The organism is Quyinboa sediminis, from assembly GCF_042219855.1.
Lineage (GTDB): Bacteria > Bacteroidota > Bacteroidia > Bacteroidales > UBA5342 > JBHJHP01.
The window spans coordinates 89586-115207 of the sequence record NZ_JBHJHP010000006.1 but is presented as its reverse complement, the minus strand read 5'-3'; the positions used below and the strand labels follow the sequence as shown (position 1 = coordinate 115207).

At 39.9% G+C, this 25622-nt stretch carries 26 protein-coding genes and 2 tRNA genes; 15 read left to right on the top strand and 13 right to left on the bottom strand.

Annotation, left to right across the window (positions count from 1 at the left end):
- Together ACE1EF_RS14895 and ACE1EF_RS14890 are read left to right on the top strand one after the other, a co-directional pair.
- Positions 1–2358: a DUF3160 domain-containing protein gene (locus tag ACE1EF_RS14895; RefSeq protein ID WP_375721473.1), complete on the top strand. Its 2358-nt coding sequence runs from the start codon at positions 1–3 to the stop codon at positions 2356–2358.
- Positions 2342–4006, top strand: a complete 1665-nt coding sequence (locus ACE1EF_RS14890; RefSeq protein WP_375721472.1) for a CapA family protein — start codon at positions 2342–2344, stop codon at positions 4004–4006. The genes ACE1EF_RS14895 and ACE1EF_RS14890 overlap by 17 nt, the downstream gene beginning before the upstream one ends.
- Before the next feature lie 220 nt (positions 4007–4226).
- Here ACE1EF_RS14890 and ACE1EF_RS14885 read toward each other — a convergent pair.
- Positions 4227–4299: transfer RNA gene (locus tag ACE1EF_RS14885), tRNA-Met, on the bottom strand.
- Between the two features lie 220 nt (positions 4300–4519).
- Complete coding sequence (sucC, locus tag ACE1EF_RS14880; protein WP_375721471.1) at positions 4520–5707, bottom strand: ADP-forming succinate--CoA ligase subunit beta; 1188 nt, start codon at positions 5705–5707, stop codon at positions 4520–4522.
- A 325-nt stretch (positions 5708–6032) separates the two neighbouring features.
- Here sucC and ACE1EF_RS14875 point away from each other — a divergent pair, with 325 nt between their 5' ends.
- On the top strand, positions 6033–6737 hold the full coding sequence (locus ACE1EF_RS14875) for a hypothetical protein (RefSeq protein ID WP_375721470.1): 705 nt from the start codon (positions 6033–6035) through the stop codon (positions 6735–6737).
- Between the two features lie 94 nt (positions 6738–6831).
- On the opposite strand, the gene ACE1EF_RS14870 is transcribed toward ACE1EF_RS14875, so the two are convergent.
- The 6 genes from ACE1EF_RS14870 to gldF form a co-directional block, all read right to left on the bottom strand.
- Positions 6832–8625 (bottom strand): AMP-dependent synthetase/ligase, encoded by a 1794-nt coding sequence (locus ACE1EF_RS14870; RefSeq protein ID WP_375721469.1) that lies wholly within the window; start codon positions 8623–8625, stop codon positions 6832–6834.
- Between the two features lie 18 nt (positions 8626–8643).
- Entirely contained in the window at positions 8644–9258 is a 615-nt protein-coding gene (locus ACE1EF_RS14865) for a fumarylacetoacetate hydrolase family protein (RefSeq protein WP_375721468.1), read from the bottom strand.
- 6 nt (positions 9259–9264) lie between these two features.
- Positions 9265–10032, bottom strand: a complete 768-nt coding sequence (locus ACE1EF_RS14860) for an exonuclease domain-containing protein (protein ID WP_375721467.1) — start codon at positions 10030–10032, stop codon at positions 9265–9267.
- Between the two features lie 58 nt (positions 10033–10090).
- Entirely contained in the window at positions 10091–11209 is a 1119-nt protein-coding gene (gene dnaN, locus ACE1EF_RS14855) for a DNA polymerase III subunit beta (RefSeq protein WP_375721466.1), read from the bottom strand.
- A gap of 94 nt (positions 11210–11303) precedes the next feature.
- Positions 11304–13019: a gliding motility-associated ABC transporter substrate-binding protein GldG gene (gldG, locus tag ACE1EF_RS14850; RefSeq protein ID WP_375721465.1), complete on the bottom strand. Its 1716-nt coding sequence runs from the start codon at positions 13017–13019 to the stop codon at positions 11304–11306.
- Positions 13016–13744, bottom strand: coding sequence for a gliding motility-associated ABC transporter permease subunit GldF (gene gldF, locus ACE1EF_RS14845; protein ID WP_375721464.1), 729 nt, complete (start codon positions 13742–13744; stop codon positions 13016–13018). The genes gldG and gldF overlap by 4 nt, the downstream gene beginning before the upstream one ends.
- A gap of 145 nt (positions 13745–13889) precedes the next feature.
- On the opposite strand from gldF, the gene ACE1EF_RS14840 reads away from it, so the two are divergent.
- The 8 genes from ACE1EF_RS14840 (at position 13890) to ACE1EF_RS14800 (ending at position 19507) form a co-directional block, all read left to right on the top strand.
- Positions 13890–13961: transfer RNA gene (locus tag ACE1EF_RS14840), tRNA-Arg, on the top strand.
- A 96-nt stretch (positions 13962–14057) separates the two neighbouring features.
- Complete coding sequence (locus ACE1EF_RS14835) at positions 14058–14402, top strand: four helix bundle protein (protein WP_375721463.1); 345 nt, start codon at positions 14058–14060, stop codon at positions 14400–14402.
- A gap of 1065 nt (positions 14403–15467) precedes the next feature.
- Positions 15468–16421, top strand: coding sequence for a hypothetical protein (locus tag ACE1EF_RS14825; RefSeq protein ID WP_375721462.1), 954 nt, complete (start codon positions 15468–15470; stop codon positions 16419–16421).
- Between the two features lie 92 nt (positions 16422–16513).
- Entirely contained in the window at positions 16514–16813 is a 300-nt protein-coding gene (locus ACE1EF_RS14820) for an ArsR/SmtB family transcription factor (RefSeq protein WP_375721461.1), read from the top strand.
- A gap of 104 nt (positions 16814–16917) precedes the next feature.
- A complete protein-coding gene (locus tag ACE1EF_RS14815) occupies positions 16918–17352 on the top strand; it encodes a nitrophenyl compound nitroreductase subunit ArsF family protein (protein WP_375721460.1) in 435 nt (144 codons plus the stop codon).
- Positions 17353–17354: 2 nt separating this feature from the next.
- Positions 17355–18059 carry an aromatic aminobenezylarsenical efflux permease ArsG family transporter gene (locus ACE1EF_RS14810; protein ID WP_375721459.1) on the top strand — a complete coding sequence of 235 codons (705 nt, stop codon included), beginning with the start codon at positions 17355–17357 and terminating at the stop codon, positions 18057–18059.
- A 28-nt stretch (positions 18060–18087) separates the two neighbouring features.
- Positions 18088–18843 (top strand): sulfite exporter TauE/SafE family protein, encoded by a 756-nt coding sequence (locus ACE1EF_RS14805; RefSeq protein WP_375721458.1) that lies wholly within the window; start codon positions 18088–18090, stop codon positions 18841–18843.
- 61 nt (positions 18844–18904) lie between these two features.
- Positions 18905–19507 (top strand): FmdE family protein, encoded by a 603-nt coding sequence (locus ACE1EF_RS14800; protein ID WP_375721457.1) that lies wholly within the window; start codon positions 18905–18907, stop codon positions 19505–19507.
- A 50-nt stretch (positions 19508–19557) separates the two neighbouring features.
- Here the strand turns inward: ACE1EF_RS14800 and ACE1EF_RS14795 are convergent, their stop codons facing one another.
- Positions 19558–20100 carry a hypothetical protein gene (locus tag ACE1EF_RS14795; RefSeq protein ID WP_375721456.1) on the bottom strand — a complete coding sequence of 181 codons (543 nt, stop codon included), beginning with the start codon at positions 20098–20100 and terminating at the stop codon, positions 19558–19560.
- On the bottom strand, positions 20090–20608 hold the full coding sequence (locus ACE1EF_RS14790) for an RNA polymerase sigma factor (protein WP_375721455.1): 519 nt from the start codon (positions 20606–20608) through the stop codon (positions 20090–20092). Before ACE1EF_RS14790 ends, ACE1EF_RS14795 begins: the two co-directional genes overlap by 11 nt.
- Positions 20609–20930: 322 nt before the next feature.
- Between ACE1EF_RS14790 and ACE1EF_RS14785 the strand changes: the two genes are divergently transcribed.
- From ACE1EF_RS14785 to ACE1EF_RS14775, 3 genes are all read left to right on the top strand, one after another.
- On the top strand, positions 20931–21386 hold the full coding sequence (locus ACE1EF_RS14785) for a ferritin-like domain-containing protein (protein WP_375721454.1): 456 nt from the start codon (positions 20931–20933) through the stop codon (positions 21384–21386).
- Positions 21387–21426: 40 nt separating this feature from the next.
- Positions 21427–21975, top strand: a complete 549-nt coding sequence (locus tag ACE1EF_RS14780) for a type 1 glutamine amidotransferase domain-containing protein (RefSeq protein ID WP_375721453.1) — start codon at positions 21427–21429, stop codon at positions 21973–21975.
- 64 nt (positions 21976–22039) lie between these two features.
- Positions 22040–22291, top strand: a complete 252-nt coding sequence (locus ACE1EF_RS14775; protein WP_375721452.1) for a DUF7218 family protein — start codon at positions 22040–22042, stop codon at positions 22289–22291.
- Between the two features lie 171 nt (positions 22292–22462).
- On the opposite strand, the gene ACE1EF_RS14770 is transcribed toward ACE1EF_RS14775, so the two are convergent.
- Entirely contained in the window at positions 22463–22621 is a 159-nt protein-coding gene (locus tag ACE1EF_RS14770) for a YqaE/Pmp3 family membrane protein (RefSeq protein WP_375721451.1), read from the bottom strand.
- Between the two features lie 455 nt (positions 22622–23076).
- On the opposite strand from ACE1EF_RS14770, the gene ACE1EF_RS14765 reads away from it, so the two are divergent.
- On the top strand, positions 23077–23289 hold the full coding sequence (locus ACE1EF_RS14765; RefSeq protein ID WP_375721450.1) for a YwbE family protein: 213 nt from the start codon (positions 23077–23079) through the stop codon (positions 23287–23289).
- Between the two features lie 22 nt (positions 23290–23311).
- Here ACE1EF_RS14765 and ACE1EF_RS14760 read toward each other — a convergent pair whose 3' ends face one another.
- Complete coding sequence (locus tag ACE1EF_RS14760) at positions 23312–23869, bottom strand: hypothetical protein (protein ID WP_375721449.1); 558 nt, start codon at positions 23867–23869, stop codon at positions 23312–23314.
- A 181-nt stretch (positions 23870–24050) separates the two neighbouring features.
- Positions 24051–25451 (bottom strand): MBL fold metallo-hydrolase, encoded by a 1401-nt coding sequence (locus tag ACE1EF_RS14755; RefSeq protein ID WP_375721448.1) that lies wholly within the window; start codon positions 25449–25451, stop codon positions 24051–24053.
- Positions 25452–25622: the final 171 nt, after the last annotated feature.

Genomic DNA, 25622 nt, shown 5'->3' with positions numbered 1-25622 from the left:
ATGAAAAGCCGGTTTCTAATTATTCTTTTATTCTTCAACATCCTTCTATGCAGTAGCCAATCTGTAATAGTACCTGAAACTAAACTTACCACAACAGACATTGAAAACAAAACGGTAAGCGAATTATGGATACTGCGAAATTCAATCTTTGCTAAATATGGACGCCCGTTTAAAACTTACGAGCTCCATGCATTTTTCATGAAACAACCGTGGTATAAACCAAATCAGGAATATAAACAGTCTGATTTATCCGATATAGATCGTTATAATGTTAATTTGATCGGTTTGCGGGAAAATCAGCTCAGAGAAAAAGATTACATAACCACCAGTGATTCAAAAGAAGTTAACATTGAGAATATTTACAATACCTTTCAATACCCTTCTTTTAATGCATATGAAAAAAAGAAACTCCGCGAGAATGGTTTTTTGGCAATACCAACAAACAGGGATCAACTTTTCTATATTTATGAAAACAATGATTATCTCGGAATTCCCAGCTTCATAACGACGGATGCAGTACTTCAATTATATCACCTATATTTTGATATGAGTCTGCGAACCATTGAAACCAAATACCTGACCCGGCGGCTTGAAAAACTAATTAACTTGTTAATAACCGAACTGGGGCAATTAAAAATACAAACAAACAATGCTGAAATACTTGATGCCATAGATTACGATCTGGCGTATTTAGGGGTCTGTAAATACTTCATATCCGAAGGCGAAACGGAAATTCAGGGTCGATACAAAGACCTTGTTATGAAGGAAATTGAAAACTGTAAAAATCATGTGCCGTGGAAAGGTTCAGAATTTTTTGGAAGAAATATGGATTACAGCCTTTACATTCCCAGGGGCCATTATACCAGAAGTAAAGCCCTTGAAAATTATTTTATGGCTATGATGTGGTTAGGTAATGCCGGGTTTTCCTTAAAATATAAAAGAGAATTACTTGGGAGCATGCTGATAACTTCAGCTCTTTACAATACCTCATATGAACATGGCAAATTAATCCAGCTGTGGAATGAAATTTACGAGCCAACCGTTTTTTATGTAGGATTATCAGATGATACCGGTCCGGTGGAAATGAAGCTCATAATGGATAACCAGTTCACGGAGAACACAGATATTAATAGTTTTGCGAACTCAGAAAAGTTGAATCAGCTTTTTATAGACCTTCCTTCCGAAAAAATTTCTGGTCATGGAACTGAAGCAAAACATGGTAAACAGTTTCGTTTAATGGGGCAGCGTTTTATCCCTGACTCCTATATATTTCACCGATTAACTAATGCCAGAAAAAGAAAAATGCCTAACGGTTTGGATATCATGGCTGGCTTCGGAAATACAACGGCAAAAGCCTTAATGCTAAATGATTTTAAAGCATCGTGGGAAGATTTTCCTGTATACCCTGATACTTTAGCTCAGATAATAAAGGAGACAAATAACTATTCTAAAAATGACTGGACACAGAACCTTTATTATTACTGGTTATATAATTTAAAAGCGTTATACGATATTAAGAGCAAGGACAATCTGCCATTTTTTATGACGACAGAAGGCTGGAAAATTAAAACATTAAACACAGCCATGGCAAGCTGGGCAGAATTACGCCATAATACCATATTGTATGCCAAACAAAGTTCAGCCGCTGAATGTGGAAGCGGTGGAGAGGAATTGACAATATGGATACCTGAACCTCCCAAAGGATATGTAGAACCAAACACAGAGTTTTATAACAGGATGCTTTCACTGATAAAATTTACAACAGCCGGATTGAAGGAACGTGATATGCTGGACTACAGGTTGGAATATACGGGTTCTGAATTAATGGAGCTTCTCATCTTTTTAAGTACGATATCTGAGAAAGAAAACAACAAGGATAAAATCAGCCTGGAAGAATACGAACAAATTCAGAAGTTCGGATCACTTCTGGATAATTTAACGTTACGCATATTATCAGAGGGTGCCTATGAATGGTGGGAGGTTGACGGTCCGGATAAAAACATGCCTGTGATAGCAGATGTTCACACAGCTGCTGATAAAGCACTTGAGGTTGGTGTGGGTCGTGCACAGGCAATATATGTTATTGTAGACATAGAAGGCAAATTAAAACTGACCCGTGGAGCCATCTTTTCCTATTATGAATTTGAATGGCCTGCCACGGACCGGTTAACTGATGAAAAATGGCAGAAACTTATTGAAAACAGAGAAGAACCGGATCAACCATCCTGGATTAATTACAAATCTGATATGCCTCAGGAAAGATTTTTAACACCTTTATTTAAACCTGAAAAGATGGATATCCCTGAATCATCAAAAGAACCGGGATGGCGAATTATATATTATGAAACCGGTTGCTAAAAGTACGCTTATATTATTGTTGGCATGCGTATACTGGACATCCTTTTCGCAGGTCAGATTTTGTGCGGTAGGAGATATCTTACTGGATCGGGAAGTTCGAAAAGTTATTGAAGATAAAGGCATATTCTATCCTTTTGAAGGCACAAGAAGGCTCATTTCTCAAAACGATATTGCCTTTTTTAACCTGGAATGTCCCGTTGCAAATCCAGACGAAGGTTATGCAATCAACAAAAGATATTCATTTAGAGCAGACCCGGACTATATAAATGGCCTTGCATATGCAGGATTCAATGTGGCTTCGGTTGCCAATAACCATACAATTGACTATGGCAAACCGGGATTATTGAATACCATGAAACATCTGCAAAGTGCATCGATCCTTCCGGTAGGTGCCGGTTCTGATCAGGAGGAAGCATTTGAACCGGTACTGATTGAAAAAAACGGTGAAACATTTGCTATTTTTGCTATCCTGGATTTCCTTCTTGAAGGTACAGTTTTCAATGAGCTTTCTGTTTATCCTGCATATGGTCAAAAAGAAAGACTTTGCAAACTTATCACCAAATACAACTCGGTTGTAGATAACATCATCATTTCCTTTCACTGGGGAAATGAAAATCAAGCACTCCCATCAGAAAAACAGGTAGAACTGGCCCATGCTGTTGTTGATGCCGGAGCAGACCTTGTACTAGGACATCATCCACATGTACTGCAATCCATTGAAAACTACCGAGGGAAGCTCATACTCTATAGTCTGGGTAACTTTGTATTTGATAACTCAAAAAATGAGCAAAAGCAGAGTGCTGTTTTTCAATGTCAGTTTCACAATGGACAAATTATGGTTCCTGAACTTATACCTGTTTTGATAAATAACTGCCGGCCAGTACCAGCTGAAGAAAAAACATCTGAAGAAATAATTAAACGCTTAAACAGATTATCTAATCCATTCGATGTTAAAATCAGTAAAAAGAATGCAGCTTATAAAATCAACTATTCCGCAGAAAAACCTCTAAAAGAATTAATGTCAGATGGTGTCCATTTCAACATCTTTCAAAACAAAATTGATTCTTATTATGACCATAAAATAACAACGTTTTCAATGCAGGATTCCTCCTTTGTTTTCTCTGATGCTGTATTAAATACGGAAAAGGATACTGCTTTTATTTATGCCATAATTAAAGATACTTTGCTCAACATCTCAAGATTAGCCATCTTTCCATACGCTATTCTTAAAAATGAATACTTAAGACCATCGATTGACAGTCACACCGGCTTATTCCCCTGGAAACTTCAGATAATGGATGTTGATGAGGATCAAAGACCTGAATTAGTTGTAGGAGTAAAGAAGAAAACACGCTATCACAATATTGAAGAGAACCGGATATTCGTGTATAATATCTCTAAAGATTACATCTACCCTAAATGGCTTGGATCCAAAGTTGGAAATCCAATTGTTGACTTCAAGGTTGATGGAATTAGTAATCGATTAATTATTCTGGAACGTTTTAAAAATTCTGCAGATCAAATGATCATCAGTTACAAATGGAATGGATTTGGATTTAAAAATGACGCTATTATTCAGCAACTGGATTCAGCAGCAAATATCAAATTCCGCTTTCATTTATCAGATTATTCATTTAACGCGCTCTGATTAGTAACTGGAAAGAAAGCGAGTTTAAGAAAGAGCGGGTTCCAGTGTGAGAGTGGTTAGAACAGGTTCAAACAAAAAAACAGTTTAGTGATTATCGCTCTCACTCTTCACTCTCACACTGTTCTTGGTAGCGGGGACAGTCCCGATAGTTATCGGGATCGAACCTGCAGCTTAATACAAAATAAAAGCCCCTGAAAACGCTGTTTTCAGGGGCTTGTTGTAGCGGGGACAGGACTCGAACCTGCGACCTCCGGGTTATGAGCCCGACGAGCTACCAACTGCTCTACCCCGCAATATAATTTCTTTTAGAAGGTAAAAGTTATGAGCTCTGATGAGCTTCTCCCGACAATTTTTGTCGGGACTCTACCCCGCAATGTTATATCTTTAAGTTATACTTTTCTGTTTCATTCGCCCGTTAGCGGGTGCAAATATAAAATAAAAACAAGAACTGACAAAACCATCTGAAATAATTTTGCCAGTTCTTTCGCAATGATTAAAATTATATCTGCTAAACTATAATAAAACCTTTATTTTTTCAGTCGCTTCCTCAATGGTTGTCACGCCATGTACCTTTAAACCACTTTCCTGAATAATAGCAGCACCTTCTTCAGCATTGGTTCCCTGAAGACGTACCACCATGGGCACCGCAATATCGCCAAGGTTTTTATAAGCCTGAACCACACCGTTTGCCACACGATCGCAACGCACAATACCACCGAATATATTGATAAGGACTATTTTCACACTCGGATCTTTAAGGATAATGCGCAGACCTGCTTCCACACGCTCAGCATTAGCTCCTCCACCAACGTCAAGAAAATTGGCCGGTTCACCACCGGAAAGCTTTATGGCATCCATTGTAGCCATGGCAAGACCGGCACCATTTACCATACAACCAACGTTACCATCAAGTTTAACGAAATTGAGACTGTGTTCAGCCGCCTCAAGTTCTGCAGGATCCTCCTCATCTTTATCCATCATTGCCTCCAGATCCGGATGTCGGTACAAGGCATTATCATCAATACTCATTTTGGCATCCACAGCCACAATATGATTATCTGATGTTCTTAATACAGGATTGATTTCGACTAGGGAAGCATCGTTATCCAGATATGTTTTGTAAAGTCCTTTTACAAACTTCACCATATCCTTATAAGCTGTACCTTCAAGACCAAGATTAAATGCAATCTTCCGTGCCTGAAAATCCGTCAGTCCGAATCCTGGTTCAATTGTTTCCGTAAATATTTTTTCCGGGAATTTTTCCGAGACCTCTTCAATGTCCATACCACCTTCAGGAGAGTATAATACAATGTTTTTACCGGTTCCACGGTTGAGCAGAATACTCATATAATATTCTTTGGGATCCTGCTTCCCTTTATAATAAACATCTCCGGCCACAATTATTTTCCGTACAAGTTTTCCTGCACTACCAGTCTGATTATTGACGATGGTCATACCTAAAATAGCCGATGCCTTATCCCTGACTTCATCCTGAGAAAAAGCAACCTTAACGCCACCGGCTTTACCTCTGCCACCTGCATGTACCTGAGCTTTAATAACCCAAACACCACCTTTGGTTTCAGATTCCACTTTTTTAGCAGCTTCCATGGCTTCTTCAATACTTGTAGCCATATAACCCAACTGTACAGGTACACCATTTCTGGCAAGGAGTTCTTTACTTTGATATTCGTGAAGGTTCATACGCTTTTTGATTTTACCCTAATTAACGTTTTGTTTACGAATTTGGTTCAGAAAGGTTTAAAATTGGAACCGGGAGATATTTTTATACCATACTTAGTCCAAATACTTTCTGAATATTATTCAACTCATAAAAGTAACAAAATAATCAGTGTTACAAAGCACAATTTAAGACACATTAAAGACATTGATAGTTAACAAAAAACACTCAATTATTAATTAATTGTGTTCTTAATATTATTTATTTTGACGAGAATAGCTATTTTTATATAATAATATTTTTTTATTCGCAGAATTTTTTATTTCTTTATGGTTCATAATCAACGAGATGCCATACAGAAGACTTCCAAACACAGACCAGGCCCGCTTGCGTTCTCTGCACAGAGCTCTGCAAAAGGGTGAAATTTTAGACATGTACGACCTCGCGTTTACGCAAAAAACGCTTGTTGAAATAAAGTCCTTTCTCCCTTTATTCGAGAAAGCCCTGTTTGAGTATAAGCAGGCCCATGAGCTTCAGGTGGCTTCCAATCTGAAGTACCAGGAAAAGATAAAGAAGGCCCGGTTGTACATCTCTCATTTTATCCAGGTTATGAATCTTGCTGTTATACGTGGCGAGGTAAAAGCTGTGAATCAGGAACTCTACGGTCTTGAACCAAATTCAAAGTCAGTACCGGATTTAAGTTCGGATGACGCTTTGATTCATTGGGGTCATAAAATTATTGAGGGTGAACGTCAACGCATTTCACAGGGTGGTACTGCCATCTATTCGCCTTCAATCGCCAATGTAAAGGTACATTATGACATCTTCAGAGATGCGTATAACAAACAAAAGGTATTACAAAACAACACTGCACGTTATCTTGAAAATATTGCAGGACTCCGCAACCGAGCGGACGATATAATTCTGACCATCTGGAACGAAGTGGAAAAACACTTCACAGAAGTGGAAGATCCTGAAATCAGACTGCAGAAATGCCGGGATTACGGATTAATCTATTATTACCGGAAAGGGGAAAAAATAGAGAACGAGTAATCAATTTCAAATTAGAAATGATGAATTCCGAATAAACAAAAATTCGTTTTACTCGATTTTCACAACTAATTACTTACAACTAACTCCTTATAAACTAATCCATATACATACCTTCAATCAGTTCCTTATACTTTTCAAAGATAATTTTGCGTCTCAGTTTTAATGTTGAAGTCAGCTCACCGGTCTCAACCGTAAAGGGATAAGGCAGCAGCTTAAATTTCTTAATCTGCTCAAAGCGGGCAAACTCCTTCTGAATTTTCTGCAGACGATCCTCAAAAAAACTGGTGATCTTGTTATGGCTGAGAAGTTCCTCAATGCTGTCGTGAGCAATATTCATTTTCTGGGCGTACTCCTTAATGGCCTGAACCGAAGGTGCTATCAACGCCGTTATATATTTCTTGCGGTCCCCGAATACTGCAATCTGTTCAATGTATTTATCCATTGCCAGCTTGGCTTCAATGTAATTCGGAGCGACGTATTTTCCGGTAGCTGTTTTATATAGCTCTTTTATACGTTCCGTCATTACCAGGTCACCCTCCTCAGTAAAATAGCCTGCATCGCCTGTTTTGAACCATTCACCATCGAAAACCTCTGCCGTTTCAATCGGTTTTTTATAATAGCCTTTCATCACGGTTTTACCCTTCACCATAATCTCGTTATTCTCTCCGATTTTAACTTCAAGATCCGGCATCGCCCGGCCAATTGAAGCCAGATTAAAATTATGGTAGCCGTTCACGGTGACCGTAGCCGTAGTTTCCGAAAGGCCATAACCAATCATAAGATGAATGCCCATACGGTGAAAAAATGTAGCCACTTCCGGTGCTATCGCTGCACCTGCACATGGGAAAAACCGGGCATTCTCCAATCCGGCTTTTTTCTTAACCTTTGAGTAAACAATGGCATTTGCAATTGCATGCTGCAGCTTAAGAACCAATCCGGGCTCCTTTTTATAGCGTTTAAATTGCAGATAATATTTGTCCCCTACTTTCAGTGCCCAATCAAAAATATTTTTCTTAACCGCCGGACCATTTTGGATATTTTCATTTACTGCTGCATAAACTTTTTCCCAAAACCGGGGAACGGTACACATAAACGTAGGTCTTACTTCTGCAAGCGTAGTCTGAATTTCTCTCGGATCGTGATTGAAATAGATGGTAATGCCCATATTGAGGCACATATACATCCAGCCCCTTTCAAAAATATGGCTCATGGGAAGAAATGCAATTGAAGAATCCCCCCGTTCCATATCCAGTCTGATTTCATGGGTACGCAAGGTTTCAGCAAAATTAGCATGCGTGAGCATCACCCCTTTAGGAACTCCTGTTGTACCTGAAGTATAAATGATGGTAGCCAGATCATCATCCGATGCGTCCCTGCGCCTTTTCTCCAGCTCTTCATTTTTATTTGTAAAAGCACCTGATGCCACAAATGTGTCAAACGACATGTCCGGTTCTTCAGGTGATTCCGGTTCAGCAAACACAATAACCTGCTTTAATGAAGGCAGTTTTTCCCTGATGGCCGTGATTTTTGTGTACTGTTCCTGCTCTCCGACAAAAACAATTCGCGATTCTGTTTCGTGGAGAATATATTCTGCCTGAACCTCAGGTGAATTGGCATATAAAGGCACGGAAACTCCACGGACGGTAAATACTGCCATATCGGCTATCAGCCATTGTGGCATATTTTCGGACCATATAGCAACATTATCACCCGGTTTAACACCCAGGTCGAGTAGTGCAAGTGCTGTTTTATTAACCTGGTCAAAGAAATCAGTCCATGTCTGTGACTTCCAGGTATGATTTTGTTCATCCTTCCACTTATAAATGTCCAGGCCGGAATGCTCAGTTACCTTCTGAGCCAGCAACCTCCCCCAATGATCGTAGTTCATTCGTAATTGTTTTGCTTCCTATTTAACACCGATTCTCAGAAGTTGCTTATCTCCAATGTAACCAACCAACTGATCATCCGGCTTTACCGGCCCTACACCCTCAGGTGTTCCGGTATAAATGATATCTCCGATTTTTAACGTAAAAAACGTAGAAATGTATGCAATAAGTTCATCAATTTTAAACAGCATATCAGCTGTATTGCCCTGCTGTACGGTTTCTCCGTTTTTATCAAGGCGAAACGCTATGTTATTAATATCGCCTCCGATTTCCGACAAAGATACAAATTCCCCGATTGGAGCTGATCCATCGAAACATTTTGCTTTGGCCCATGGCAAGCCTTTCTTCTTGAGGTCTGACTGCAGATCACGGGCAGTAAAGTCAATGCCCAGGCCTATTTCATCATAATAACGATGCGCAAAACGCTGTTCAATATTTTTTCCTAAACGGTTAATTTTCACCAGAATTTCTATCTCATGATGTATTTCGTTTGAAAACGATGGCAGGTAGAATATTGATCCGTTTTTGAGAATGGCCGAATCTGGCTTGATAAATAAAACCGGCTCTTCCGGCACCTCTCCGTGAAGCTCCCTAACATGCTTTACATAATTCTTGCCAACACAAATCAGCTTCATATGATGCTATTTTTGAAATTCCCTCAGTTTAACGGCAGTAAGCACCTTTTTAGTATAGAGCGTAAAATCACCATTCATCATCCATGCATAATAGCTTGGTTCCTTTGCAAAGATGTCCTTTACTTTTCTGCCCTTGTGCTTCCCAAAGTTAAAAACTTCATCGCCATCTTCATCAAAAATGATCCGGCCGGCAAAGTCAGCATTACGATTAAAGGACGAGTAGGCAGAAAGGAATTCTATGTCGTTTTTCAGGTCAGAATAGCGATCCAGTTGGGCCTTGAGCACCTCGTATGTTGCTGTTACATCGGCTTCAGCACTATGCGCATCTTCCAGATTTTTATCACAATAAAATCTGTAGGCTGCACTTAAGGTCCGTTGTTCTTTTTTATGAAAAATGGTCTGCACATCCACGAATTTCCGTTTTGAAAAATCGATATCAATGCCGTTGCGTAAAAACTCTTCAGCCAGTAAGGGGATATCAAAACGGTTGGAATTAAAACCAGCAAGATCACATCCTTCAATAAACCGGGCCAGTTCTTTGCCTACCTCCTTAAAAGACGGGGCATCTTTGATATCTTCATCGGTAATGCCATGAATATCCGAAGCCTGTTTAGGTATCGGCATCCCGGGGTTTACACGAACTGTCTTTGTCTCTTCCATCCCATTGGGACTGACCTTTAAAACCGAAATCTCCACAATTCTGTCATTCACAATGTTTATTCCGGTGGTTTCGAGGTCGAAAAAAATAATCGGATTTTTAAGTTTTAACTGCATAATAAATAGAAAAAAAGGTTTCCGGTGGAAACCTTTTACGTATGTTTTAGTGCTACATTTAATCGTTCAACATCATCGGCATGAGCAGCATAAGCAGATCCTGTGTTTCGTCTTTTTCAAACGGAAGAATCACGCCTGCCCGCGTTGAATCGGCAAATTCAAGAACGACCTCGTCGGACTCAATATTGGAGAGGATTTCAATAAGGAAACTTGATTTAAAACCAATGGTCAGCTCATCGCCTGAATACTGGCACGCGAGTACTGCAGATGCCGAAATCGAAAAATCAATATCCTGGGCAGAAATGGTTGCTTTGTTGGCTTCAAGTTCAATTTTTATCAGGTTACTGGCCTGATTGGAACATACAGCTACCCTTTTAAGTGTGGTCAGCAATGCCGAACGGTCCACAATCATTTTATTCGGATTATCCTTTGGAATTACAGAATTGTAATTCGGATACCGGCCTTCCACCAGACGGCAGACCAGCTTATAATTGGGAAGTGTAAAACTTGCATTTTTTGTATCAAACTCTACATGTACATTTCCATCTTCCTTTGGCAATACATTTTTAAGCAATGCTGCCGGCTTTTTAGGGAGAATAAATGATGACACGGGTGCATCTTTAACTGAGCTATCCGTAATCCTGACTAACTTGTGTGCGTCGGAAGCAGCAAAGGTCAGGCCCGATTCGTTAATATCAAAATAGATCCCGTTCATTACCGGACGCAGTTCATCGTCCGCTGTTGCGAAAATAGATTTGTTGATCCCGCTAACCAAGGCATCAGCCGAAATCATAAATTCTGTCAGGTTGCTGTCGAGGGCAGGCAAAGATGGATACTCATCGCCATCAATTGCTGCAATCTGGAATTTATCGTTGTCGCTTGTTATGGTCAGTGTAGATTCATCGATGTTGAAATTCAAGGGTTGTTCCGAAAACTCTTTCAGGTAATCGAGCAATGTACGGGCTGTGGAAGCAAAACTTCCTTCACCTTCTGCAGATTCTACCTGTATACTTGTAATCATTGTGGTATCCAGATCGGATGCTGTGATTTTCAGTTCGGTTCCGGACAAAGTAAATAAGAAATCGTCCAGAATTGCCAGGGTATTTTTTGAACTGATAACCCTGCTGATTGCCTGCAGATGACTTAAAAGTGTTGAGCTTGAAACAATAAACTTCATGTTTTTCAATTTTTTGTGGTTATCAAAGATAGATAAATTTTATAAACTGAGAATGCATTGTTAAAAACTTTGGAAATCGTGTTGACATCCATATTTACCTCTGCTGACCGGTATACTTTCCTTTACGGATCCTCACAAAAATCACACCTCCTGACAAGAGCAAAAACAGAGGTAAAAGAATGTTCACCAATTGCCACTTCAATCTATGTTCATTGGCCTCTTCCTTGGCAAGTAATCGCAGGGTTACTTTCCGTGACCTCAATTCCATCCATCCCTTGTCATCTGTCATGTAATTGACGCAGTTCAACAGAAAATCCCGGTTACCAAAAAGGTTTTGCGACGTAAATCTGTCATACCCCAAAGGAATAACCCGTTGGTTTGATCCGGCTCCTTCCACCTCATTTTTAATAATATCGCCATCCGCTATAACAATGATCGAGGTTGGTTTGCTTTCTTTAATGATATTGCCGCTTATTCCATCCATTTCTTTTGGCACAAAGCGATTCCGGAATACCGACCGGAAAGTTCCCTCCACCAGACACGCCACTGTTTGTGGTCCCAGTTTAAAATCCTCCGATTTAACATCGGCAACAGCCATCTGAAGATCAACAGGTGCCGGCGCCTGGAATACATTGGAATGTCCACTGGTCACAAGCAAAGGGGTCTTTTTCAGTTTCCCGTCACCCACCGTATCAATGGAACTGCAAAACTCCGTTTTCACCGGCGACAGTCCTCTTGTAATAACATGATTCTTATATCCGAATAACAAAGGCGCATAATACCAGGGAACAGGGTGAAAATCTGCTTTCTGTCCCGGTTCTGCAAAATTGACCGGATAGAGGGCACACTGCAGATCCTGCACCAACGTTGGGTTGACCCTGACGCCATAGGTAAACAGCATATCTTCAAGGTTCAGATTATTATAGATCCCAACGGTTTGCGGTCCTTTCGCGAGACTGTCCACCGAAATTTTAACACCGTCTACCAGCCAAATGATTTTTCCACCCTTCATCAGATACTGATCAATGACAAATTTGTCCTTTTCTGAAAATTCCCGAGTCGGTTTGGCGATGATCACTACAGCATAAGCATCCAGAACAGACGGATCATTGCTGATAGCCCCGCGATCTACCTGGAAATAATGACTTAAGGACGTGGTCATATCATACACATGGCTTTCATCCAGCTCGCCCTGCCCTTCGAGAAATGCGATTTTACGCACCGATTTAGCCGCAACAATCCGCATACCATCCATCAGGTTATACTCCAACTCCTCGATCGAGGTATTCAGATTTTCCTCAGCACTTTTACCGGTGGCATTGACCAACAACCGCACGGGATAGCGCTTTCCTCCGGCATCAATAACAGCCCAGGGAAATACGGGTATCTGGCTCACTTCGCCTCTTGATCCTTTATCCACTACGTTTATTGGAGTCAGGTTCAGATCCTGCACCTCTTTCTGTAACTTTTTATACGCGTTCTGATCCTTTATTTTTCCAGGTTCAGGGAAGGAATATGAAAGATTCTTTCCTGCATAGACCTTGAATTCAGATAACAGATCTTTCGTAGCCTGCTGCAGGCGGTCAAATCCGGGATTCAAATCTCCGGTCAGATAGACCCTGATTTTAACCGACTCCCTGAGGTCCCTTAAATATGTTTTTGTCACATCGGCCAGCGTATAGCGTTTATCGCCCGTAAGGTCGACTCTGAAAAAGACTGACCGGATCGCACTGTTTAACACCAACAACAATACAAATAAAACCACCAGGCTTACCCACGATTGCGATATGGTCCTCAGGATATTTCTCATGTTCTGCGCTTAAGTGAAATGTTAGCAGCAAACAGGAAAAAAAGGTTCGCCGATATAAAATAAAACACATCGCGTGAATCGATCACCCCGCGGCTCATGGAAAGATAATGAGACTCAATACCAAGCTGTTCCATATAGCCCGTAACGGCATTTATACCGGGAGCTGACCCCAGAAGGCTGAATCCGGAATATGTGAGAAAAGATAACGCCAGTGTTATGAGAAAAGCCACCACCTGGTTATCGGTCAGAGAGGACCCCAGTACACCAATGGATACATAAGTGCTGCCCAGCAGAAAAAGCGCAATATAACTCCCGGATATTGCGCCTCCGTCAATGTTCCCTTTGGGCAAAGCTATTGCCGATACAGTGATAACCCAAATCAATGTGGGAAGAAGAGTGATCAATAATAAGGTAAGGCCTGCCAGGTATTTTCCACCAATGATGCCTGAGGTCTTCACGGGACGGGTTATGATCAGTTCGATGGTACCGCTGCGGTATTCTTCGGCAAACATACGCATGGTGATGGCAGGTATAAAAAAAAGAAACAACCACGGGGCCAGTTCAAATAAACCGTTCAGTGTGGCATAGCCGCTTTCAGGAATATTCCAGCTTCCCGGAATAACCCATAGAAACAGGGCTGTTGTCAGAAGAAACAAACCTGTAATAATGTAGCCCTGCAGTGCGCTGAAAAATGTCTTTATTTCCTTCAGATATATGGTAAACATATTGATTAAACGGATGTGTGGCAAATTTAGTAATTTACCAATACGATTCATATTTCATTTAAGCTTTGTTAGATTAACTATAGAAAGAGCAGATATATTATGTGTGGTTGTAAGGTAAAATTATTATTTTTGCATCCACCATAATGGTCCCGTAGTTCAATGGATAGAATTTCAGATTCCGGTTCTGACGATATGGGTTCGAATCCCGTCGGGATCACTAAATCAGTTTTGAGCAAGAGTATTGAGTATACAATTAAACCTCTCCACTCTTGCTCTTTCTCTTGCTGACTCAACCCTAAACGAACATTACACAATGTTTGATTTTGAAAAATTAACTGTCTATTCACACGCAAAAGATTTCAATAAAAAAGTGAATCATTTTCTGGTTTCCAACAAGCAGGACAGGACCACAACTGATCAGCTTAGGCGTGCATCCTTCAGTATTATGCTGAATATAGCAGAAGGCTCCGGAAGATATACTCAAAAAGACAAACGAAATTTTTATGTTATCTCAAGGGGCTCAGCTTTTGAATGTGTTGCTATTTTCGATTATTTAAAAGATATTGGAACTATTACCGAAACTGAATTTGCCAAATTTTATTCTGACCTTGACGAAATATCCAGAATGTTGTTTTCAATGATAAAACACCTATCTTAAAATCAGTTTTGAGCAAGAGTATTGAGTATACAATTAAACCTCTCCACTCTTGCTCACTCTCTTGCTGAATTATAACGGGCTTTGCTTTCGGAATTCGGAGTAACAGGGATCATGTAAATAATCCCGACAGATATGACCTGAAATCCTTTCACTCCTATGAAGCTCTCCGGTTCAATTATCTGAACAATCTACCATACTTTCAGACCTACGGCCCTCATAACTGAGGTTAATGTAGAAAAGAACATACAAATTGTTTCGATCAAATCAGTAGCTATTAATTTTAATCCAAATCAGGTTGGAGCAAAAGTGCTGGGCATACATTAATACCTCGCAACTCCTGCTCTTTCTCTTGCTGACTTATAACGGACTTTGCTTTCGGAATTCGGAGTAACAGGGATCATGTAAATAATCCCTGCTAATATGACCTGAAATTTCTTCACTCATAAAGAGATCTGGTTAATTGGCTAATATAATCGCAATGGCTGCCCGATTCGTAATACTTTATTAGCCGAAATATGGTTTAATTGACAAATTGTATTGATAGACACCTTATACTTACGTGAAATTTTCCAAAGCGAGTCACCTGCGTGAACACTGTAAAACTCAGGAACAGCAAATTTGTTGGCATAGCCTTTAGGTCTATGCAACCTATGAACCACAGACAGAGATTCCTCCTGTCGTTCTTCAGTCCTTATTTTATGCTGTTTAAAATCGTAAAACAATTCAGGGTCGTAAGCTTTTCCGTTCTCATGAATTTCGAAATGCTGTCAGAAGCGTTGCAAGCCCAAATGATTTGACTGTTTTTTAATCGCTATGTCCACATTTCAAAATACATGCACAGTATCCTCACTTTTTGAACCTTTCAAAAAACCGTGAAATGACTATCCCTGGAATAGCTATGCAGTTTTGAACAAGAGAGTTTTAACTTTAGTATAAATTATCGAACAGCTCCTCTCAAACTATATAAATAAATACTATCTTGTTTTAGTTATTTTGCCATAAAAAAACTATATTGAAAGAATGTTACATATTCAGTAAATTTGCTAACAGCTAAAACTTGATATTATGAATACAGATGAACTAAGAAAGGAAATTGAGCGATTAACTTCATTAGATACCTTAGACGATTTATTTGATTTAACCGACATTTTTGAACGTTTTCTTTTCCGGGTGATGGAAAGTCAGGATTTTACAGAGAAAACAGCAAGGGAAGCTGATGCCATGACCATTCTGCAAATGGTATTTGTAAAATTACTGGCAGCCAAAAAACTTCTGACCGGCGTCAACTACAACGACAAAGAAACAGGGGCCAAGCTAAAAAAGCTCATTGATCCCACAACTGTTGCAGCACATGTTCAGAATACCTTTGAAACCATCTCGATGTTTTACATTGTATATGTTAAACCGGAGAATGATGAAGAGCGCTTAATTCTCTATAATTTATGGGTGCTGTCCGGATTAAACTACAGACAACGTTTTACAAAATATGCTGCCGGAGAAGAGAGCAAGCAAATATTAAAGGATGATCAGGAAATTATAAAGGATCTGACCAGCCAGATTGAAAACAGTGCACTGTTTAAAAACCTGGATGCAAAAAATCAGGGTAAGATACTTTCTGCCATTGATGACAATGAATATAAACTGGTGTTCAGGGGAAATGAGGTTAGCCTCCTGAGCTGGCAGGACACATTCAATACCATGAATCTGAAAAGCAATTTATTTGATGACAACTACACTTACTTTTCATTTTATTCTCACCCGTCAAATGTTTCGGTTTTTCAGTTCAGCCAGATGTTCGGGACAGAAAACAATGCCTATGCAGATCTGGTAAAGTATAACTTTAAAAACCTGATGGTATTGCTTAGCATATTTGTCCATGATTACATTGAGTTATTCCCGGACAGGTTAAAAATATATGAAAGCCTGACATTAAAAGATCAGGTCATGATTGATGCTTTCAACGTATTATTCCGGGGACATAATAAATCCATTAACGGAGCCTGGAAAAAAATTCTATGAAACATTTTTGATCCGATGAACCAAATTTCATCGGATCAATATTAGTAATTCCAAAAAAGTAATTACATTTGTTCGTTAATTAACGAACAATAATGCCAGTGAAAGAGGTCATAACAACAGAGCAAAAGAAAATGGCACGATATGCTAAAGCTATGGGGCACCCTATACGCATGTATGTCCTGGAGTTGCTTTCCAAGCAAAGTTGTTGTTACAGCGGCGATATTTCAGAAGAACTCCCTGTTGTTAAATCAACCCTCTCGCAACATCTAAAAGAATTGAAAGAGGCAGGTTTAATACAGGGCGAGATTGAAACACCCAAGGTTAAATATTGCATAAACAAAGAAAACTGGGAAGAGGCACAGGAACTGTTCAGAAAGTTTTTAAAACTCTAAAAAATTTAAACAACTTGTTCGGTGTTTTGCGAACTTCGAACAAGTTTTGTAAACGGATAAAATCAGTTAAAACTCACACAGACTAACTCACTAAAATTAAAATCATGAAAAAGACACTTATTTTATTTTGCTTTGTATGCATTAGCGGCCTCACATCAATACAGGCACAATGTTGCAGCACGCCTGATCCGGCATGTAAGGAGAACGCACAAAAGGCAGAGCAGAAAAATACAGAATCTGCTGTTAAAGCATACTATTTTCATGCAACCCAACGCTGTGCTACCTGTCAGGCGGTTGAAGAAGTAACCAGGGAGGCATTAAAAGAAAATTACGGTGATAAGATTCCTTTCCAATCTATTAACAGGGATAAGGACAAGGAAAACCCCCTGATTAAAAAATTCCAGGTCAGTGGCACAACCTTATTAATTATAAAAGGTGATGAAGTGGTAAATCTGACCAATGATGCATTTATGAATGCACGAACCAAACCTGAGAAGTTAAAAGAAAAGATTAAGGAAACGGTTGATGCAATGTTATAGTAATGGAGCTGCTTCAAAACTTTTTTGAGTCATCAGAAATTCCGTTATTATCAGCCTTTATCCTGGGACTTATGACTGCCATAAGTCCCTGCCCTTTAGCAACTAATATTACGGCAATAGGGTTTATAAGTAAAGACATTGAGAACAGGAAAACAGTTTTTATAAACGGCTTGATTTATACGCTCGGAAGAGCAATAACCTATACATCCATCGGAATCATTTTCTTTTTGGGTGCCAGTCAGTTTAAGATTTCTTCTTTGCTTCAGGAATGGGGCGAAAAACTTCTCGGACCCTTACTTATCATTATCGGCTTATTTATGCTGGGTGTTCTCCGTTTATCCATCCCGGGCATCAGTACACTCACTTCAAAAATGGAACGTAAATCCAACTCCGGATTTTGGGGTGTATTGTTGCTTGGCCTTGTTTTCGCCCTTGCCTTCTGTCCGTATAGTGGTGTGCTTTATTTTGGTATGCTGATCCCAATGACGATGAGCAGTCCCGGAGGATTATTTCTTCCCCTGGCTTTTGCTATTGCTACCGGGCTCCCGGTTATTCTTTTTGCATGGTTAGTTGCTTTCAGCATTGGATCAGTCGGAAATCTGTACAACAAAATAAAAGTTTTTGAAACATGGTTCCGGAAAGTTGTTGCCGTATTGTTTATTGGAATCGGTCTTTATGAAACATATATCATTTTTATTGCAGCTTAAATCTCAACCAGAATTTTAACGATGAACGATGGATTACTTAATCGGGATCATATCATTTATTGCAGCCTTTGTTTTTTCTCTTGGAGGAATTGGCGGTGCCGTTATCCTCATTCCAATTCTTATATCATTGGGAATTCCCATTAATGTTGCCAGACCGGTCGGTTTATTTTACAATACGATCAGTTTAACCGGTGCCAGCATCAGCAATATCAGGAACAGACTTCTTGACTTCAGGGGAGGCATTCCAATCATCATTTCATCATTTCTGTTTGCTATCGTTGGAGCCTGGGGTTCTCAGTTCATCCCCAAACAGATAATTCTGGGACTCTTTATCGCCTTTTTAGTATTCTCGGGGTTCATGTTTCTTTTTCACAAAAGGAAAGAACCGGATGTTTACCGGAAAGACAATCCTGTAATAGCTTTATCCCTCATAGGCATCTTTGCCGGATTGCTATCGGGTATCCTGGGAATTGGTGGTGGCAGTATAATCTCTCCGCTCTTATTAATGCTGGGTTTCAACCCCAAAAAAATAACAACGATCACTGCATTTGTCGTTCCATTTTCGTCGTTTTCAGGATTTATTACGTACTGGAGTCTCGGCACTGTGGACTGGAAACTGTCACTGATAGCTGCTTTCAGCGGAATGGCAGGCGCTACCTTAGGAACCACATTTATGCACAAAAAACTGAATCCTAATGCTGTTAAAAAAATACTGGCTTTTATTTTATTGTTGATGGCTTTAAAACTGAGCTGGCCAATACTTGCTGCTGCATTGCACTTGTGATAAATGTTGACGGAACTGACGTATCACAAAATGACGATTTGAAACTTAAAATAAAGATAAGATGGTAGATCCAAAAGACTGGCTCGAATTCGGGCAAAAATTTCACGGGCACAAATGTCCGGCAATGCCAAACGGCTTACGGGTTGGTTCGGCAGCAATGAATGCACTTGGTGTTGAACGGACCGGCGACAGCGCCCTACATGCCATCCTCGACCTTGGGGACAATCACTGCGCCACCTGTTTTGCAGACGGTATTCAGGTTATTACAGGTTGTACGTTTGGGAAAGGAAATATCGAGAAAACCCACAGAGGGAAATGGGCCTTAACCCTGATCGATAAAAAAACAAACCGCGCGGTTCGTGTTACACCAACGGCAGAAGCCATGATGGCCAACAAAAGAACAACATTTTTTAAAGATTACCGGGAAAAAGGCGTGCCCCCAACACAGGTTCCTGATGAAGTGGTAGAACCTCTGGTAGTTAAAGTAATGAATGCACCGGAAGATAAAATGATGAAAATTTCAGAGGTGTTCGAATACGAATGGAAACAACCGGTTCACTCTTTTAACAGCTTTGTATGCGAAGAATGCGGAGAAATGACAGTAATGGAATACGGACGCGTTAAAGGAGACAAGAAGGTGTGTATGGTATGTGCGACGAAATAACATCCAACTTAGTGATCCGATGACTTCAAGTCATCGGATCACTAATATTATTAATCTTCTTCTATCTCCTTAATCAGTTTCAAAGTATCCATTCTTAAGGGCCTGTAGCGAAACCACCAAATGATATATCCAATAATTATTGCAATTCCAAGACTTCCTAAAAACAGAATCTGTACCAGAACTGTGTATGCCATTTGAAAGGTTGTGAGACTTAATCCTATGTCCATAAAGGCGAGTGCTAACACAAGCCAGATCATCCGCCACTGAAACGGCTGATAGCGAAAAGCTGCATCCTTAAGCATGGATAGTGTGGGCTGAGCATAATCCACATATTTATACTCTTTATAATATCTGCGGAAGAAAAGGGCAAAGATAAGCATGGACAATGCAAAGCACACGCTTCCAAAAATTTCGTACCAGGTACTGTCTTCAATAATATGTACTATTAATAATAACACGTAAATGGGAAGCAATACAAAATAAACAATTTGTATCCCCTTACTCAATCGTGAGTAACGCTGATCTTCATTTCTCAATCGGCTAATTAAGGATTCCAGATTGACAGATCCATTATTATTTGTTTCATTTTTCATGGGTAAACGCTTTTAAATTTTCTTTTAACTGTAGTTTGATCCGGTGGATCTTAACCTTCACATTCGCTTCAGAAATTCCAATGATATCGGCAATATCCTTCATGCTCAGGCCTTCGAGCACGAGAGAAATCAAAGCCTTATCAATAACGGATAGCTGATTCAGTTCAAGTTGCAAATGCTCCAGTTGTTTCTCCTGTACTTTTTTTGCTGCCAGATCTTCGTCATCCAAAATCGAGCTCAGATGCTCTGCATCCTGCCTGACAAGCAGCTTCATCTCCTTAAATGCTTTGCCGGTAAAGGTGAGTGAGGTATTTACAGCAATACGGTAGATCCAGGTGTTGATGTTGGCATCACCCCTGAAATTATTCAGACTCTTCCAGATATTTACCAGCACTTCCTGGTACATGTCCTTCTGATCATCCGGATTACTGTTGTAATAGCAACAGATACGCCTGATTCGTTCGCTGTTCTCAGACACCAGCCGGATAAATGTGTCTTCTTTCTTCACTATTTTGTTCTTTGGTTTACCCATTAGTACAGGAGATGAAAGAAAAGTTACAGATTTTATGCTATTTTTTTAGTTGAGAAAACTTAATGTTCTGCAAATATATCTGATATCCATGAAAATCAGCTTTCATACCTTGTATTTGCTGTTTCGGGTGTGTTAATCGTCAACAGTTTTAGTCATTTTTCTACACTCCAGGCTATACCTTCTTCTGATATGCGCAAATACCTGCTGATTACCAGCAAATTAAAACGACGAAACGCATAACTTAAAGTTTGGCAGGATTATTTCACAGTATATTATAGAATATTAAAATCAGAAAATTATGAATAAAGATCAGATTAAATTTGGATTACAGGAACTAACCGATATATGTAAAGATGGCGCAAAAGGCTATGAGACTGCTGCAAAAAATATTGAATACAGCGACCTCAGGACCTTGTTTTTACGCCTATCACAGCAGCGGAAACAATTCATTGAAGAAATAAATGACGAGGCCATTAAGCTGGGTATTCATTTAGACACCACAGGAACCATTAAAGGTATTTTTCACCGTACTTGGCTGAATGCCAAAGCCAGTATCAGCGGCTCCACGAATGAAAAAGTGATTGAAGAGAGTATGACAGGTGAAAAGGCAGCCATTGAGACGTATGGTAAAGTTCTGGCAGAACCCGAAATTCCGGGTTATCTCACAGAAATGTTGTCAGAACAGCAGTACCTTATCAAGGTCGCTATTGATCAGCTAAATGCACTTAAGAAAGAAGTTGCAGTTCACTCCTAGAAACGACAACTTACTATTTAATCCCTTAAAACAAAACATTATGCAAACACTTAATCATAAAAGTATAGCCATTCTGGCTACCAGCGGATTTGAAGAATCAGAATTATTTGAACCGCGTGAAGCATTGATAAACAGCGGTGCCAGTGTTCAAATCATATCACTCGATAAAGGCCGGATAAGGGCATGGAATCATGGTGAATGGAGTAAGGAACTACCGGTTGACAAGACTGTTGATGAGGCAAAGGAAGAAGATTACGATGCGCTTCTTATCCCCGGAGGTGTAATCAATCCCGATAAACTCCGGCGTCAAACAGAAGCCGTGGATTTTGTAAAACGATTCTTTGAACACAACAAACCAGTTGCTTCCATCTGCCACGGACCACAGATGCTAATTGAAGCCGGAGTGGCAGACGGACGTAAGCTAACGTCATTTTATTCCATTAAAACGGATCTGATAAATGCAGGTGCCGAATGGATGGACAAAGAGGTAGTTGTAGACAACAGCCTTGTAACCTCACGGAATCCGGGAGATATGGATGCCTTTATAAGTAAAACAATTGAGGTATTCAGCAAAAGCCACCGGAATTAAACCGCTATAGCATTCCCAGTAATGCGATTATACTAAGAAGCAGAAACCATTAAAAATATAAATGATGCCGGATAAAAACACATCAGCACACATTAAAAACGTAGACCAGTATGAAGCGCTGCGAGATAAAGGATACAGCAAACAGAAAGCTGCCCGGATTGCTAATACAAGCAATTCAGGGCAAAAAGGCGGCAGCAGTAAAAAATACGAAGAATGGACAAAAGATGAACTCTACGCCAAAGCCAAACAGGTAGGAATAGAGGGACGAAGCAACATGAACAAAAAAGAACTGATTGAGGCACTCAGAAACAGCTAAGGTCAAGATTAGCTGATCTTACTTAGATTTCGATGAAAAGTTTAAAAAGCACTCACACCTTTAAGTGATCCTGCGTTCGAGGAAAAATGGCTTCAGAGGTCAGCATTATCATTCTTTGAGCTGTCCAATGGAAAAACTATATCAAACTAATGTAGGTTTCAGACTTATTTTCTAATCTCTCAACAGAACAATAAATGCATGGATTAGTCCGGGAACATACCCAAGGATCGTTAGTAACAGGTTTATCCAGAATGTTCCGGTTATTCCGTAGCGCATGGCTACACCGACCGGTGGCAGTATAATTGCAAATATAATCTCAAGTAATGTCATACAATTTCTGTTTTTTACTTCTGTATAGTGAAAAAACTTTGCCATAAAAAGTGATACGGACAAGCAACTGCAGAAAAGAATTATAACATACTGATTTTATGCCACTTACAAAAACAAACAATCCGTTTATACAAAATCTCCTGTCCATTGGATTTTCCGGAACAGAGGCATTTATACGCATATTGTAGAATGCTTGTACATCGTGCGATTAACAAGCTGTACAATTTAAACCATTGTTGTCCTGGGATTAATCAATATGAATTGATGGTTCTTTTTTTATTACGCGTAGAATGACAGCCAGCTAGGTTCATACAGGGTCTAACCATACTGCTTAAAAACCATCAAATGACAGTTAAGCCATGTGAAACGAGGAATCTCTGAAGCTTTAACCGGACTTAATTGATTTTAAACTACTTTTGGCCTTACAGTTTAAAAAAATCAGAATACCCAATGCAATGAATGAGCAGAGTAAAGACGGCAGGATAAGAAAAAATATAAAACAAGGAATGTTGGTGGAGATTGTTCAGAAGCAGGACCAGCGCACCGGTGAACTAACCGAAGGAGGCGTTGCCAGAATACTGACTAAGTCTGCCAGTCACCCGCACGGTATTAAAGTGATGCTGGAATCGGGTGAAGTTGGACGGGTGAAGCATATACTGGAAGATTAACTTCCACGTTCTGATGATAAAATTAATCCGATTGCTTCATTCGTATAACGATCACCCCATCATAATCTTCAGTGGTGTATTTCTTAATCTCATCAGGATCTTTGATCACATCAACGGATTCAATGTTTGATGCATCAATTACATTCATTTCTGCCTGGGAAATTATCTTTCCATCCCTTAAATACAATAACTTATCCTGTTTAACAGGCTGTGTACAGTTGATCCTAACCTCTTTTCTTTTTGTGATTACTGCAGCTTGCTTTGTGGTTATCAGGATTACACCACCTTTGCCAGTTTCACCATAAATAGATGCTCCCATGTTTTCTTTCAGAACAGACATTCTAGCAATATCGTCCGGCCTGACAGGAAGTCTGCTTTGTTTCAACTCAACATCATAGCGATAAGGTATACCGTCAAGCACAATGAGAGGTTTATGGATTTTTTGACCATTTGTCTTTGCTTCCTTAATAGCAGAAATTAATGCCGTGCTTTTATGACCATTATCATTCAGCATGTACCGGTTTGATATACATGAAGTCGTTAATACAATTACAATGGCTATTAGAAAAACTGATTTCATAAGCGGTAATTTAAATTTTTAATGTCTGGCGATATTGTTAAAACTAACCTGAGCCTTAAATGTTACAAACTTTATTTAAATCTAAAGTCTACAGTGTATCCCTTAAATCTTTGTGACCTGAGTGAGTTACCCTGGTGTTGCTAAGTGGTTAAAATTTAACACAGAGGCCACGAAGCATTTTTTACAAAGACACCCAATATCCACGTTCCGGAATCTCGATGTTGGCAAAGCCATCGTCTTCCAGATGTTGTTTATACGTTTCCTGGGCATCCTTCTCACCATGTACGATAAAGGTCCGTTTAATCTGTTCCTTGTCCTGGCAATTCAAAAAACCGATCATCTCCTCATAATCGCCATGCCCACTGTAAGAATCAATCCTGAATATTTCGGCATTCACCGGGTAAACATTGCCATGAATTGAGATTTCTTTGTCCCCCCGCAATATTTTAGCTCCCAACGTTCGCGGCGCACAGTATCCTACTGCCAGAACTGAATTCCGTGGATTTGCAATAGTGTTGGCCAGATGGTGTTTTACACGTCCGGCTTCCATCATGCCCGATGCAGATATAATCACACAGGGTTCTTTGCGTTCATTAATGCGTTTTGATTCTGCCACTGTTCTGGTATAGAACAGACGGTTGAAGCCAAACGGATCAGGATCCGAATACATCTCGTCCAGCATCTCATCATTAAAGCACTCCGGATGCAGGCGAAATACGTCTGTGGCATTCACTGCCAGCGGACTGTCCACATAGATATCCACCCGTGGCAGTTTGCCCTCATTGAACAACTGGTTCAGGGTATACACAATTTCCTGAGTCCTCCCGACACTAAATGATGGAATCACCAGTTTCCCTTTCTTTTCAATACAGGTATGTTTTATGACGTGGAGGAGCTCATTCCGTGCTTCTTTATGATCTTTATGCAGACGATCACCATAAGTGGATTCCGTAATCAGAAAATCACATTGCGGGAAAGGTACCGGTGGACGTAATATCTTGTTATGCTTCCGCCCGATATCACCGGTATAAGCCAGTTTTTTCAACCCATCCGTCTCCAGCACTTCCAGCATCACCGTACCACTTCCCAGCATATGTCCGGTATTGGTAAACCTAACCTTAGTTTCCTGATCAATGTAAAACTTTCGTTCATAAGCCACACCGATAAACAACTCCATACATTTTACAGCATCCTTACGGGTGTAAATCGGTTCCACCGGCGGAAGACCGCGTGCCAGCATTTTTTTATTAAATAATATCGTATCAGCTTCGTGTATAGCACCGGAATCTGCCAGCATAATCTTACACAAATCAAGCGTGGCATGTGTACAGATTACCGAACCACGAAACCCGCGCCGGTATACATATGGAATCAGGCCCGAATGGTCGATGTGTGCATGGGTCAGTATGATGTGATCTATTTCGGATGGCTCGAAGCCAAGATCACGGTTCATGGCATCAGTTTCTTTTCCTTTGCCCTGATACATGCCACAATCCAATAATATCTTTTTATTTTTCTGGGTGATAACAAGGTGCTTACTTCCGGTAACTTCCTGAGCCGCGCCTAAAAATTTAACAATCATAACGGTTGGTTTTTATTTCTATAAGTTGGTAAAAGTGTAACAAGGTAGTAAATATTGTAATACCTTATTCGGATAAATCAATTTTTATCCATTGTATCTCGGCAAATTAAAACGTCAGAAAGCCGGACTACAGTCCAATAGTGAGTACTTGACAAGTAACATATATGATGC